Source organism: Acinetobacter sp. NBRC 110496 (assembly GCF_000876115.1).
Lineage (GTDB): Bacteria > Pseudomonadota > Gammaproteobacteria > Pseudomonadales > Moraxellaceae > Acinetobacter.
Genome location: NZ_BBTF01000004.1, coordinates 56,408 through 70,514, shown reverse-complemented (window position 1 = coordinate 70,514; position 14,107 = coordinate 56,408). Strand labels below are relative to the sequence as shown.

At 38.8% G+C, this 14,107-nt stretch carries 16 protein-coding genes; 9 read left to right on the top strand and 7 right to left on the bottom strand.

Going from position 1 to position 14,107, the window contains the following annotated elements:
• Positions 1-702 (top strand): glutathione S-transferase family protein, encoded by a 702-nt coding sequence (locus Aba26S_RS03570; RefSeq protein WP_043970059.1) that lies wholly within the window; start codon positions 1-3, stop codon positions 700-702.
• A 38-nt stretch (positions 703-740) separates the two neighbouring features.
• Here Aba26S_RS03570 and Aba26S_RS03565 read toward each other — a convergent pair whose 3' ends face one another.
• Together Aba26S_RS03565 and Aba26S_RS03560 are read right to left on the bottom strand one after the other, a co-directional pair.
• Positions 741-1,928 (bottom strand): GGDEF domain-containing protein, encoded by a 1,188-nt coding sequence (locus tag Aba26S_RS03565; protein WP_016651317.1) that lies wholly within the window; start codon positions 1,926-1,928, stop codon positions 741-743.
• Positions 1,929-2,199: 271 nt separating this feature from the next.
• On the bottom strand, positions 2,200-3,111 hold the full coding sequence (locus Aba26S_RS03560; protein WP_016651318.1) for an alpha/beta hydrolase: 912 nt from the start codon (positions 3,109-3,111) through the stop codon (positions 2,200-2,202).
• Positions 3,112-3,316: 205 nt separating this feature from the next.
• On the opposite strand from Aba26S_RS03560, the gene Aba26S_RS03555 reads away from it, so the two are divergent.
• A complete protein-coding gene (locus Aba26S_RS03555) occupies positions 3,317-3,754 on the top strand; it encodes a DUF2147 domain-containing protein (protein WP_005270293.1) in 438 nt (145 codons plus the stop codon).
• Positions 3,755-3,824: 70 nt separating this feature from the next.
• On the opposite strand, the gene Aba26S_RS03550 is transcribed toward Aba26S_RS03555, so the two are convergent.
• Positions 3,825-4,175, bottom strand: a complete 351-nt coding sequence (locus Aba26S_RS03550) for an arsenate reductase (RefSeq protein WP_043970091.1) — start codon at positions 4,173-4,175, stop codon at positions 3,825-3,827.
• A 425-nt stretch (positions 4,176-4,600) separates the two neighbouring features.
• The gene (locus tag Aba26S_RS03545) at positions 4,601-5,425 is read right to left on the bottom strand and encodes an exodeoxyribonuclease III (RefSeq protein ID WP_005270296.1); all 825 of its coding nucleotides are present in this window, start codon (positions 5,423-5,425) and stop codon (positions 4,601-4,603) included.
• A 41-nt stretch (positions 5,426-5,466) separates the two neighbouring features.
• Here Aba26S_RS03545 and pyrE point away from each other — a divergent pair, with 41 nt between their 5' ends.
• Positions 5,467-6,117 carry an orotate phosphoribosyltransferase gene (gene pyrE / locus Aba26S_RS03540; RefSeq protein ID WP_004657130.1) on the top strand — a complete coding sequence of 217 codons (651 nt, stop codon included), beginning with the start codon at positions 5,467-5,469 and terminating at the stop codon, positions 6,115-6,117.
• A 100-nt stretch (positions 6,118-6,217) separates the two neighbouring features.
• Positions 6,218-6,418, top strand: coding sequence for a hypothetical protein (locus Aba26S_RS03535; RefSeq protein WP_016651320.1), 201 nt, complete (start codon positions 6,218-6,220; stop codon positions 6,416-6,418).
• Between the two features lie 138 nt (positions 6,419-6,556).
• Here Aba26S_RS03535 and Aba26S_RS03530 read toward each other — a convergent pair whose 3' ends face one another.
• Positions 6,557-7,276: an SDR family oxidoreductase gene (locus tag Aba26S_RS03530; protein ID WP_016651321.1), complete on the bottom strand. Its 720-nt coding sequence runs from the start codon at positions 7,274-7,276 to the stop codon at positions 6,557-6,559.
• Between the two features lie 470 nt (positions 7,277-7,746).
• Here Aba26S_RS03530 and Aba26S_RS03525 point away from each other — a divergent pair, with 470 nt between their 5' ends.
• Together Aba26S_RS03525 and Aba26S_RS03520 are read left to right on the top strand one after the other, a co-directional pair.
• The gene (locus Aba26S_RS03525; protein ID WP_016651322.1) at positions 7,747-8,877 is read left to right on the top strand and encodes a hypothetical protein; all 1,131 of its coding nucleotides are present in this window, start codon (positions 7,747-7,749) and stop codon (positions 8,875-8,877) included.
• Positions 8,877-10,031, top strand: coding sequence for a hypothetical protein (locus Aba26S_RS03520; RefSeq protein ID WP_043970051.1), 1,155 nt, complete (start codon positions 8,877-8,879; stop codon positions 10,029-10,031). Before Aba26S_RS03525 ends, Aba26S_RS03520 begins: the two co-directional genes overlap by 1 nt.
• Positions 10,032-10,306: 275 nt before the next feature.
• On the opposite strand, the gene Aba26S_RS03515 is transcribed toward Aba26S_RS03520, so the two are convergent.
• Positions 10,307-10,495 (bottom strand): DUF3565 domain-containing protein, encoded by a 189-nt coding sequence (locus Aba26S_RS03515; protein ID WP_016651325.1) that lies wholly within the window; start codon positions 10,493-10,495, stop codon positions 10,307-10,309.
• On the bottom strand, positions 10,496-10,948 hold the full coding sequence (locus tag Aba26S_RS03510) for a MarR family winged helix-turn-helix transcriptional regulator (protein ID WP_016651326.1): 453 nt from the start codon (positions 10,946-10,948) through the stop codon (positions 10,496-10,498). It abuts the gene before it with no gap.
• 177 nt (positions 10,949-11,125) lie between these two features.
• Between Aba26S_RS03510 and Aba26S_RS03505 the strand changes: the two genes are divergently transcribed.
• The 3 genes from Aba26S_RS03505 to murG all read left to right on the top strand — a co-directional run bounded on the left by Aba26S_RS03505 (position 11,126) and on the right by murG (position 14,100).
• A complete protein-coding gene (locus tag Aba26S_RS03505; RefSeq protein WP_004657140.1) occupies positions 11,126-11,605 on the top strand; it encodes a glutathione peroxidase in 480 nt (159 codons plus the stop codon).
• A gap of 225 nt (positions 11,606-11,830) precedes the next feature.
• Entirely contained in the window at positions 11,831-12,775 is a 945-nt protein-coding gene (gene gshB / locus Aba26S_RS03500; RefSeq protein WP_016651327.1) for a glutathione synthase, read from the top strand.
• Positions 12,776-13,002: 227 nt separating this feature from the next.
• Positions 13,003-14,100: an undecaprenyldiphospho-muramoylpentapeptide beta-N-acetylglucosaminyltransferase gene (murG, locus tag Aba26S_RS03495; protein WP_081402430.1), complete on the top strand. Its 1,098-nt coding sequence runs from the start codon at positions 13,003-13,005 to the stop codon at positions 14,098-14,100.
• Positions 14,101-14,107 lie beyond the last annotated feature (7 nt).

Genomic DNA, 14,107 nt, shown 5'->3' with positions numbered 1-14,107 from the left:
ATGTATCAGCTCTTTATTGGTAATAAAAATTACTCTACTTGGTCAATGCGTCCGTGGATTTTATTCACACAAGCAGGCATTGCATTTCAGGAGCATTTGATTCAGTTTGATGATTTTGAACCAGACAGCCAGTTTAAAACAGAAATTCTAAAATTGAACCCGACAGGCAAAGTCCCTGTGCTGGTGAATGGTGAGCTGACGGTTTGGGACAGTCTGGCCATCTGTGAATATATTGCCGAGCAGCATCCTGAACTTGAATTATGGCCACAAGAAAAAGCCTTACGTGCACGGGCGCGTTGTATCAGTGCAGAAATGCATAGTAGCTTTCAAAGCCTACGCAATCTGTGCCCGATGAATGTCGAAGCTGATCTGGCACATATCGGCAAACAGCTTTGGGCAGAACAGCCACAATTGCGTGCCGATGTGGCGCGGATTGATCAGATCTGGTCACAACGTCCGAATGCAGACAGTTTTTTATGTGGCGACACGTTTAGTATCGCAGATGCCTTTTATGCGCCTGTGGTGATGCGTTTTGAATGCTACCAACTGCCACTTTCCGCGTCTAGCCAAGCCTATACGCAAAAAATCTTGTCTTTGGCATCAGTACAGCAATGGATTGCCGAAGCCAAACAAGAACAGATGTTTGTGCCTTTTGATGAGCCCTATCGTCAACACCGTGAAGAATTTCTAAAAGGTAAATAGCGCTTTGACCATAAAGGCGTAGCAAAGCCTTCATGGTGTTAGCTGCTGATCAGATCCGTAAAAACTCTCACCTGATTGCGGCCAGCGGCTTTGACCGCATACAGGGCCTGATCGGCTTGGCTGATAATCAGATGAGGTGCATCAGCACTGAGCGAACTGCTGATGCCAAAACTAGCGCTGATGACAAATTCCTGTTTTTGCTCGGTGATAAAATGTAGCTGGGTTATTGCGAGACGGCAACGTTCTGCCACATTGTGTGCTTGTGCCGTGGTGGTGTTGGGCAGTATTAGAATGAATTCTTCTCCGCCAAAACGACCAATCACATCTTGATCACGCAGATTATGGGTGAGACATTTGGCCACTTGCACCAAGACTTGATCGCCCATGCTGTGACCGAAGTGATCATTAATACTTTTAAAATGATCCAGATCGAGCAGGATAATTGAATATAAGGGATCAGGCTGCTGATGTAATTTTTCTAAATAGCTGTCGATACTGCGTCGATTGAATACATTGGTTAAGGGATCCAGACGACTGAGGATCTGAATTGTCATTTCCCGTGTTCGCCATTGCGTCAGCAAAATTTCAAACAAAAATAAACAGGCCAACATGATCGGCAATAAGAAAAACATCATGCTACCGACCCAAAACGGGTGCATGGGGACTTGGTTAAGATGCTGCATATTAAACAGCGGTGCGTAGGTCAGGACTCCAATCATGCTTAAATAATTGCAGAACAGCAGCGCAAGCGTTGCTGGAATGAGCGCACAATACACCATTCTACGGTCAAACAGTACTAAGCCCACACCCACAACACTGACATAACCCACCATTGTTGCCGGACTGAAACTTCCGACCAAATAGCTGTTATGGCATAACATCGCAGTAAAAATCTGTACGCTGAGAATCGGTAAAAAGCTTTGCGCCCAAAGTTGTTCTCTAAAAATATGGCAAGGGATGATCAGCAACAACAGAATGCCCAGCATGATCAAACTGGTCCATAATTGTGAACGTACCAGATTCAAATGTACCCATTCTGAATACTGTGGATTGACCAAGACAAAAATGTCCCAGCTGATCCAGAACAGATTCATAAAAGCGGCAAGTATCAATAATAAAATACTTTTTTTGAGTATGGTCCAATTGACGACAATATGATGTTCCCAAGAAAGCTGAAAGCCCCATCTTTTTGTGTCAGTTGACCGATTAAAACGAATCTTGACCATTGGCATGCATCCTTTTATGCAATGAGATTCCCAGCAACTGTAGATTTGTCCTCAAAATATCGAAGAACGATTATTGAAATAACAATAGCATCTTTAGAATGAGAAAAAAGTCCAGTGATGAGGTTTTAATGCAAATCAGGACGGGAAAAATGCCTTGAAAAATAGGCTATTATCTAAATATCCAATCATTTTTATTTTATAATGACAAAATTGAATTAACAGTGACAATGGTCAGACATAGCTGACCATTTTTTACACGATTTTGTTTTAATCAATCCCGATCAAGTGCATGAGCAAATTCAGCAATATCAGCCAGAGCCTGTTTTGCTTCAGGGAACCATGCATTAAACATCTGGAAGTTATGCCACATGCCCGTATACAGTTTGAAGCTGACATCGACATCGGCTTGCACGGCTTTTTCTCTAAAGCGTTTTGAATCATCTAATAGAATTTCTTTAGAACCAACTTGTACCAAAGTGGGTGGCAGTCCTGTTAAATCATCAAAGAGTGGTGAAACACGTGGATCATCGGCTTGGATATTGTCCGTGAGATAATGATTGATGCCGGCTTGTAAGGCTTCGATTGACAGCAGTGCATCATGTTTCTGGTTAAAACGTAGCGATTCGCTGGTCAAGGTCAGATCAAGATAAGGTGACATTAGAATCAGGCCACTTGGCATCAACTCAGGCTGTTGTTTGAGACGTAAACATAAGGCCAAAGCCAGATTGGCACCACAAGAATCGCCTGAAATAATGATATCTTTCGGTTTAATGCCTTGGACCAGCAAGGCTTGATAGACATCAAAAATCGCATCAATCGCTTCGGGAAAGGGATGTTCGGGCGCAAGAGGATAATCAACATGAATGACTTGCATCTGGGTACGTGCGGCAATATCGGTCATCAGGGCACGATGGGTATTCAAACTCCCTAAGAAGAAAGCACCGCCATGGATATGGAAAATCAGCTGAGTTGCTGTAGCTTGCGCCTTAATTTCCTCACCACGTACACCGGCCAGACGTATTGAACGGATTTGTACCGTTGGATCGTGTGGAAATACGCGACACAGTTGATCCAGAAGCGGACGTAAAGCATTGGGAGCCAAGTTAAATTGACTTGGTGTCCGAATTGCCGCTTTAAGTAAGGATTCAGTAAAATAATATTTCCAAACAGTAGCAAGTTTCATAATTTTTCCATATTGTTAGATCAGTATCGGAATAAGAATATTCTTGAAGATAAGCGATGCCTAAGCGTTACGATAAAAACTGAAAAAAATTGTGCGCTACGTCACCCTTACTCAGGTTATACCAAATAGTCATAATCAAGAATTGCAATATTGATCGAAGTTCTCAATACTTTGAGTTTGAAAGACCCTTAAGGATATTACAAAAATGAAGAAAATTGCTTTAGCATTTGGATTGCTTGGTTTAACAACTTTTGCCAATGCGGCAGATGCGCTAAACGGCAGTGTTTGGCAGACGATTGATGATGAAACAAAGCAGCCAAAGGCAATCGTGAAGTTTACGGAACAAAAGGATGGAACACTGACTGCATCTATTCAAAAATATTTAGTTGCAGATCAGGAGAATGCCTGCTCTAAATGTGAAGGAACCTATCACAATAAGCCATTGAAAGGTTTAACCATTGTACATGGTCTTAAAAATGTCGGTGGGACAAGCTATGACAATGGCTCCATTATTGACCCTAAAAACGGTAAAACCTATCGATTGAAAGCTGAAATCCTAGAAGGCGGGAAGAAGCTGAAATTACGTGGCTATATTGGTGTTGCTGCTTTAGGTCGTAACCAAACCTGGATTCGTGCCAATTAATCCGCGAGAGCTAAACCATAAAAAAACCGAGCACTGACTCGGTTTTTTTATTTCTGCTCATCTTTAGCGTTTAAGCGGATAAGGCTTGATAGGTGGCCTCATCAAAGCCAATCACAAAACCTTTTGGAGTTTGCAGTACAGGGCGCTTAATCAGGCTTGGTTGCGCGATCAGGGTTTCAATCAGGTTCTGCTCATTACTGGTCGCGTGTGCTTGCTCATCTGCGCTTAATTTACGCCAAGTGGTGCCTTTTTTATTCAGCACTTTGTCTGCACCGATCTCTTTTAGCCAAATCGCCAAAGTTTCTGCATCAATGCCTTGTTTTTTGTAATCATGAAATTCGTAATTGATACCCTTGGCTTGCAATGCATCAAAGGCTTTCTTCATCGAATTACAATTTTTAATGCCATAAATTTTGAACATGTGAAAAACCATAGAAAACAATAAAAAAGATGGCTCAAAGCCTAACGTAAAAGTAGGGGAGTGTACCAGTTGAAATTTTTGATTAGGTTGATCGGTCAGGTGTATGAAGCAGAAATGATAATATGCTTTGAGTACACATGCTTCAGACAGGTCAAACAAAGAAAAACGAAGATCTAGAAAAGAGAAAACCCGCATATAATCTTCCTGATTATGCGGGTCTCATTTCAACGTCCATTGTCTCATCCATGCAAATAAACTTAATCTAAGTTTATTTTATCTTCCTACGGCTTCCTATCCCTTTTTGGTCATCCTGACCGCTTCCTTGTGCCGTGAAGCTATAATGCCGTTCTAGCTGTGAAATAAAAATACACAAAAGCGACAAGTTCTGTAAGCTAAAGAAGCGACCTAAGTGAACAAGTGTTCACTTATTCGTGTATTTTATAGTCGATAATTACCGGTGCATGGTCGCTAAACCATTGTTCTTTATATACCCACGCATTTGTTGTACGTGCTTTCCAGTCTGGAGAGCAGGCTTGGTAGTCAATACGCCACCCAACATTTTTTGCACGCGCTTGACCGCGATTTGACCACCATGAATACAATTCTGCTTCAGGGCGAACTTCACGGAAGGTATCCACATAACCCAACTCATCATAGATATGATCGAGCCAAGCACGTTCATGTGGCAATACGCCAGATGATTTCTGGTTACCTGACCAGTTTTTAATATCGATGCGTTTATGCACGATATTGTAGTCCCCGCAGACAATGATTGATTTATTTTCATCTCGCCACTGTTTGAGTATTTTGGCGTATTCTTGTAAAAACACGTCTTTGCGTGCTTGCGCTTCGTCACCGCTTGATCCTGATGGCAAGTATAACGAGGCAATATGAACAGTTTGTGACAAGCCTAAATCAAATTCAGCGGTGATAAAACGGCCCTGAGAGTCAGCGAGTTCGAAGCCTAAACCATCTTTTACCGATACGAATGGCAGACGGCTATAAATCGCCGTACCTGCGTAGCCTGCACGTTCAGCAGGGAACAGGTGGGTATACCAGCCTTCAGGTTTAAATTTATCGGTCCATTGCTCATGGGTGATGCGGCTTTCCTGCATACACACCACATCGGCACCCGACTGTTCTAACCATTCGAGCAGGCCTTTGGTGACTGATGAACGCAAGCCATTTACGTTAATTGAAACGACTCGAAGAATTTTTACATCACTTGGATAGCTATCCTTTGGTATCATACGTCTGTTTAACCTCAATTGAAGAATTTGGAGCACCTTATATGACAACGCCTGTGTCATTTCATCCGCAAGCTTTTATCGAACTCGCATTATCACGTGGAGTGCTTAAATTTGGTGAGTTTACCTTAAAATCAGGCCGTGTCAGTCCTTATTTCTTTAACGCAGGTTTGTTAAACGATGGTGAAGCACTGTCTTTGTTAGCGCAAGGCTATGCCGACAAACTGGTGCAGTGTGACAATGTTGGTGTGATTTTTGGCCCAGCGTACAAAGGGATTCCTTTTGTTGCAGCAACAGCTGTGGCATTGTCTCAAGTGCATGGCAAAAGCGTACCGTGGGGCTTTAACCGTAAAGAAGCCAAAGATCACGGTGAAGGCGGTGTGTTGGTGGGTGCATCGGTTGCAGGTCAAAAGGTCTGGATCATTGATGATGTGATCACTGCGGGAACGGCAATTCGTGAAGTCGTGACCATCTTAAAAAATGCAGGTGCTGAAATTGCAGGTGTATTGGTGGCGCTAGACCGCCAAGAACGTGGTCAAGGTCAGCTTTCTGCGATTCAGGAAGTGCAAAAAGAACTCGAAATTCCTGTACATGCATTGATTACCATGAAAGATTTGATGGATTATTTAGATGCAAAAGGCGAAAAAGACGCTTTAGCCAATATGCAGGCGTATCGTGAAAAATATGGCATCTAAGTTTTAGATGTAAAAGAAAAGGAAGCGAAGGCTTCCTTTTTTATTTACTATGTCGTTATATTTGGAGTAATTGATTATTTAAAGCAGAGAAATTTAATAAATGTATGATTATAAAAAAGAAGAGATTAAAGCGAAAAAGTTAAAATATTTAATTTTGATGGTTGTATTTGCTATCGCTTCAAGTCTAGCCATTTCATTATCAATACAGCCTTTGATTAGCCTTATAGCTGCTGTTGTATGTTTTATATTGGCTATCTTTTTTGCGATTCAGTACATTAAAACGGTGAAACAAAAATTATAAAGCTGTAACTGATATGGTTTATAGCAGTTTTTAAGATCAATTGAGTTTGATTTTGCCAGAATTACTATCATAGATGCTCTCTATCATCTTAAAGATGGTGGAGGGGTATGGTTGGCTCTCTAGAAATTAAGAGACAAATCAAACATTCTGATCCAACATCGCCGGCATCAAGATTTCTTTAATGCAAGTTGCTTTACTGGTTGAAAGAATAAAATGAATCGCCTGAATCACATCGGTTAAAGGGATGAGAGAATATTTGGTTTGTTCTAAAACATCCTGAGTAGGTTGATCAATCTCATATTCACTGGCTAGATAGCCCAAGTTAATTACACTGACGCCAATCAAGTGCTCACGCAAGATTTCTCGTAGTGATTGCGCAATACCTCTTAACGCAAATTTGGTAGCGGAGAAAACAAGTTCTTTACCGTTATGATTATCAACCCCCCACGTTGAGCCGATCAGAATAATTTTAGCGTTGTCGGAGAGTTTTAGATTTTCAATGAATGATTGAATCGATAGGATACAGGTGCTGATATTGGTATTGATGATTTGGTTAATTTCAGCAGCAGAAACATTTTCAAAATTATAGTGTTCGCTAAATGCTTGTTGCTCCCAAATACCCACATTGTAAATCAGCACATTAAGTTTTTGCTGTCCAATTGTTGCCTTTACATCGCTTACAGCCTGCTCTGGTTTGGACAGATCAGCACAAATCCAGTTTAGGTTTGGAGTTTGTTGTGGTTGGCTGCGAGATACGCCATAGATGGTATCTGTTGGCTTTGGTACTGCTTGAACAATGGCTTTTCCTAGGCCTTTGCTGACACCGTATATAAGAAACGTTTTACTTGAGTTATCCATCCATCTCCCCGTATTTTTGAGATCAATGGGTAACTATAAAAGCTCAAGTTGGCTTGAGGTCAATACTTAAAATTAGTGTTCTAGAATACGCCTTGGCGTATATGTAAGCTTATCGTGAAAAATATGGGATCTAAGTTTTAGATATGGGAAAGGAAGCAGAGGGGCTTCTTTCTTCTTTGAGTTTAATTAACGAATTATTGGAAATAATGATTGAAAAATAAGCGTGGAACGTGAAAAATCATGTAAAAGCCGTTCTAGTGCGCTGAACTCTAGAACGAATTATTTTAAGATATTGATACTAAATAGAAAAATTCAAAAAATTCGCATAAGGCGTATTATGTTAATTGTAGAAAATCTTAATCATGAATGAAAAATCATACTCATCTTAATTACTTGAATCGAAATAAAGAAAATCTATATTTTATAAAATATGCTATAAAATTAGTTAAATTTTTAAGATGTTTAGAACGATGTTTAAAATTTTAGGAACTGCGAAAGATTTAAAAAGTGGAGCCCATATTATATATTGCCAAACCACACCCGATAAATATTTAGAAATTATTGGTCATAATTTTGAGGATTTTGAGCTTCAACGAAAAAGGGAAAATCACAAGGGATATTCAAGATTAAAAAATGACATTATTGAAGGAGCTTTGTTACCTTCAATTACGTTGTCTGTTAAGCATGAGTATGTAAGTGATTTGCTCGCTAAATTAGACAATCATCATGAAATAGAAAAGACCTTGGCTTCAAATGTGGGTATCGTTGATATTTTAGATGGGCTTCAAAGAACTATAATTTTAAAAGAAGTTTCTAATGAAGGTATTACCTTTAAAGATGAACAAACATTATTACTTGAATATTGGTTAGATTCTGACCTCAAGAATATTGTTTACCGTATGATTGTCCTAAACTCTGGTCAAAAAGCGATGTCTATGCGTCATCAAATAGATTTACTTTTTGCAACTACTAGAAAAACTATAGAGGAGAAAGTTACAGGAATTGACTTGTATACGGAACGTGAAAGTAGACGACGTGTTTCTGCAAACAAATATCCTTTAAATAATATTGCATCAGCATATTATGCTTTCTTAAAAGCAACACCAGAACAAGATAATGAAAATATTGTTAATGACCAAATCAAGAACAATGAAATATTTGAATCTACAAAAGAAAAAATAAATGAGGACTTTGATAATTTCATTGAAATTTTAAATAAATTTACAATAATTGATGCACTTGCCTGGGATTTATATAAAGATGAACCAAACAGCGAAGATGGCTCTTATTGGCTTGGAAGTGAAAATGTAATGTTAAGCTTTTTTGCTGCAGCAGGAGTATTTATTAAAAGTGGTAAAAAAGACAAAGTAGATAATTCTCTTAATGTGATTATAGATCAACTTCATAATTATATTGAACAAGGTGCACCTTATGATTACTTTAGTTTAGAAAAATATCAAAATTTAATAAAAGGTATTAACTCTAGAAAAGTTAATATTGGTTCAGCAAGAAGGAAGTATATATTTACTATGTTTAAAGAATTTTTCAGGTCAGAAGGAGAATTTGATTTTAGTGCTAGTTGGGATGCGGCTGCAATATAATGTTTACAGATAGAGATGAATTCTTCATTAGAGCATATAATGAAGCTAGTGACTATGATATTAATAGCTCTTTAACTATTAACAATTACGTTAACCATGATTTTAGTAGCTTACTATATGATAATAAAATTATTATCAATGTATATGACATGGAATGTCATTTATCTACTGAGGAGATCGTCAAATTATCTTTAAATGGTCAAGATATTGGCTATATTGTATCTACGAATAGAATAGATGATCCTAATGTTAGTTTAAGCAATTTTACAGCAGATGAAATCTTGTTTATTTGGAATATTTATAAAAAACAAGGTCTTATTCCAAATAAATTAGAAAATAATTTTTTAGTTATTTATCAAAATCATGCTGAAATTTATTTCAATCAATTTTATGGAAAAGAAAGTCCATGGGGGGGATTCAACCATACAGAATATACTCTAACACCATCTAAAAAAACTGAAAAAATTTATTTATCTGATCTAGAAATTAAATTTCCAACTGATCTAAACTTAATGAATTCAAAAACAGCTATTAATTCTAATAGTATTTTTGATTTATTCCTAAAAAATTATCATAATATAGAACTATTATTTAATCTAATATTTTTAAGAGAGTTAAGACAGATTGATATCAATAATATTTCTGAAGCAAACTCTATCTATAAGAAATTAAATAAAGATGAAATCGACTCTTTAAAATATCTAATTTCTGAATTTACCACGAATAAAATTATACTATTAAAATTAATTATAAAATCATTTAATGATTACCCAGGAATAACTAAAGAAATTTTATATGAATACGGTAAAGAATCTAGCCCAGTTAAAGACTCCGTTGTTAGAGGTAAGTTCAATGACTTCATAGAAAAATGTAAATTAGATGACCCTGGAAACATTGGTGAATACTTAGAAATCTCTAAAAATAAAAAATTTAAAAGTGATGAAAAAAGCTTTATTGATTTTATAAATAATTTTATAGCATATTTTATTTATAGAATAAGATGCTCTATAGCACACAAAAAATTTGGAGAATTTATATTTTCTGAAAATGAAGAGAGTAAAAATTTTATGATAGATATTTCTTTACCCCTTATAAAAAATACAACAATGGAAATATTCTCTAATCATAAATTTAAAGTTATCTTTTCTGAATAAATGTACGTGCCCGAATAGTTAGTAAGAGACAATTCTTAAACTTGCTACCTATCCTCCTAATATTGAGCTTCAGAGCCATGTATAACTGTGTTATAGCTAAATCAACTTTTAGATTACATATTTTAAATTATAAGATATTGATATAATTAAATTTATAAATAATATCTATGTGTCATAAAAAACTTGGTTAGCTATATCTACACAAAAAGGGAATTCTAAAATTTTTCCCAACATATACTTTTGAATATCATTTAACATAAAATCTCTTATCCGAATCATACCTCCTCACACTTCCTACATTCCAACATCACACCTAGTTTCTCATTCCGCCCTTGTTCGGTTAACACCCAAGGGCGATTCTGCCACGGTGGATCATGGCGCACATGTTGCCCATGCCCACAGGCGAGATCAGCAACCCAATGTCCTTCCTCATCGAGATGAAAACCCACAATCGCTTGCTGCATTTAATTTTCTAGACTCTCGAGTTTAGAGTGCTCTAAACCCTTTAAAAAACGATGGCATAAGTTATGAATCGCCACTAAATCATTCGGGTCCATACCCAATGAGCAGGCGAGCTTAAACGGAATCAGGGTAATTTCATCTTTTGAGATTAGTGCTTTTTCTAGCAACACAACTTTTTTCATCCGCTCATCTTCTTTGACCGCAACACGCTTTAAAAACTGCTTTTCTTCAAGTTTTTTAATAATCGGTGTCAACGTTCCTGAATCAAAAAAAGTCTTTTGCCCAATCTCAGACAACATCACATTGTCCTGCTCATACAAAGCCAGCAATACAATAAATTGCGGATAGGTCAGATCATATTCCTGCAGTAAAGGGCGATACTGGCGAATCATCGCATTGGTCGCGGAATACATGGCAAAACACACTTGGTTATCCAAAAATGAAACGTCAGCCATGATGTATTTTCCTCGACTCGGTTGTTGAACATTCAGTATAAATTGGATTGCTTTAAAAGTACATTGCGCATAATAAACTTGCACGCAAGATAATTGTGTGCAATATTAAATAAGCAAGCTGAATGATTCAGCAAATTATTATGAGCAATTCCATATTGGATAGATGAGAGAACACCTATGAGCAAGATTTATGATTTTCAGGCTGAACTGTTAGAAGGCGAACAAAAGAACCTTGCAGATTACCAAGGCAAAGTTTTATTGGTGGTGAATACCGCAAGCCAGTGCGGTCTAACACCACAATTTGAAGGCTTGGAAAAGCTATATCAGGACTATCAACAACAAGGGCTGGTGATCCTGGGTTTTCCATGTAACCAATTTGCCAATCAAGATCCATCCAGCAATGAAGAAATCGGCAGCTTTTGTCAGCGCAACTATGGCGTATCTTTCCCGATGTTTGCCAAGGTGGATGTGAATGGCCCAACCGCACATCCCTTATATCAATACCTCACTTCTGAAGCCAAAGGTTTATTAGGCAGCAGTATTAAATGGAACTTCACTAAATTTCTGATCAATCAAAAAGGTGAAGTGGTTAAACGCTACGCCCCAATCACCAAACCTGAAAAAATTGCCAAAGATATTCAAAAGCTCTTGCGATAAATAGGCCAGAAAATGAGGAAGATGGAAATGACTGGTCTACGATGCATCCACTGGTGATTTCCTCTTCCGAAACAAATTAAATCATAAAGCTGAATATTTTTAATATGTTGTAATTAATTGAACAAAATAGATTTTTTAATCTTTAAGATTTATACAACTTGTTTCACGATTGACTGCAAACTTCGCTATACTTTTTGCCAAGATTAAAAATACGAGCGTCAGAATATGCGTGTACTGGTGGTGATGGACCCGATTGAAACTGTGAATCTCAAAAAAGATTCAACCATGGCAATGTTATGGGCGGCCAGCCGTCGCGGACATGAATTGGGTTATGCATTACAGCACGATTTATATATCGATCAAGGCAAAGCCTTTGGCCTAATCTCACCTTTAAAAGTCTTTGAAGATTATAGCCATTACTATGAGCTAGGCGAGCAGCGCAAAGAATCATTGGCAGATTACGATGTGGTGTTGATGCGTAAAGACCCACCGTTCGACATGAACTTTGTCTATACCACTTATATTCTGGAACAGGCCGAGCGTGAAGGGGTGTGGATTATCAACAAACCACAATCGCTACGTGACTGTAATGAAAAGTTATTTGCCACGCAGTTCCCAGAACTACAAGTACCAACCTTGGTGACCTCACAACAAAGTCTGATTCGTGAGTTCATCAAAGAACATGGCGATGTCATTGTGAAGCCTTTGGATGGCATGGGCGGCATGGGGATTTTCCGCCTATACCAAGATGGCGTGAACATTGGTTCGACGTTGGAAATGCTTACGGAAATGGGCACACGTCCAATCATGGCGCAACGCTATATCCCTGAAATTGTCGAAGGTGATAAACGTATCTTGATGGTCAATGGTGAACCGATTCCATATTGCTTGGCGCGTATTCCGCAAAATGGTGAAGTGCGGGGGAACTTGGCCGCTGGTGGTCTGGGTCAAGCGCGTCCACTGACTGAAAATGATAAGTTGATTGCCGCAAAAGTTGGTCCATTCCTGCGTGAAAAAGGGCTGGTCTTTGTGGGTTTGGATGTGATTGGTAATTATGTGACTGAAATTAACGTCACTAGTCCAACCTGTATCCGTGAGATTGATGCACAGTTTGGGACGTCCATTGCCGATGATCTTTTCGATGTTTTAGAAGCTGGTCGTAAAAACTAAAAAGTTGCATTTTTGACCGAATTGCCCGTTTGAATGTCAGTGTAATTGGCAGTTAAACGGGCTTTTCTATATCGGCAGAACCTTGTTTTTAACAAAGAATCGAAAAAAGCACAGCTTTCTGTTGTAAACAGGTGAAATTCGCTTTTCGTGAATGAAGCTTTAGGATTAAAATAACTTCCGAAAACAATAGACGATAACCTTCTTTTTTTGAGTTGAAGAATTAGACTGTGACCAATTCCCCACAAAACAAACCTAAACATGTCATGATGATGGCCGCTGGTACAGGTGGACATGTTTTTCCTGCACTTGCTGTTGCCAAACAACTGCAACAAGAGGGCTGCCAGGTCTCTTGGCTGGCAACTCCGACAGGAATGGAAAATCGGTTACTCAAAGATCAAAATATTCCGATTTATCAGATTGATATTCAAGGTGTACGCGGTAATGGCCTGTTACGTAAAATCAGTGCACCGTTTAAAATTTTAAAAGCGACTTTAAGCGCTATGCGCTATATGAAACAGCTCAAGATCGATGCTGTGGCTGGTTTCGGTGGTTATGTGGCAGGGCCGGGTGGTTTGGCTGCACGTTTACTCGGTATTCCTGTCGTGATTCATGAGCAAAATGCCATTGCAGGGTTTACCAATACCCAATTGGCGCGTATTGCCAAGACCGTATGTCAGGCATTTCCAAATACCTTTGCAAACAGTGATAAAGTCGTGACCACTGGCAATCCAGTACGTGCGGAAATCACTGCGATTTTAAATCCTTCTTGGCGCTATCAAACCCGTGAACAAGAACAACTGCCACTGAATATTCTGATTGTGGGGGGGTCACTGGGTGCACAGGCACTGAATGAGCGTTTGCCTGAGGCCTTGAAAAAGGCCACTGTGCCGCTGAAGGTGTTCCATCAATGTGGCCAAAACAAGCAAGATGCCACACGTGCCCTGTATCAAGATGCCCCTGCCAGTTTGAATATTCAGGTTGAACCTTTTATTCAGGATATGGCCAAGGCCTATAGTGAAGCTGATTTGATTATTTGCCGTGCCGGTGCTTTAACGGTAACGGAAGTGGCAACCGCAGGTTTGGCTGCGATCTTTGTTCCTTTACCGATTGCGGTAGATGACCACCAAACCGCAAATGCAAAATTCTTGGCCAATGCCGGTGCTGCCAAGATTTGCCAGCAAGCAGATATGACACCTGCTGTTTTGGATGAGTTGTTAGCAACCTTATTAAATCGCCAACTCCTGTCTGAAATGGCAGTTAAAGCACGTCAACAAGCACAACCGAATGCAACACAGCATGTGGTTGATCTGATTAAAAAATTGTAATTCGAGT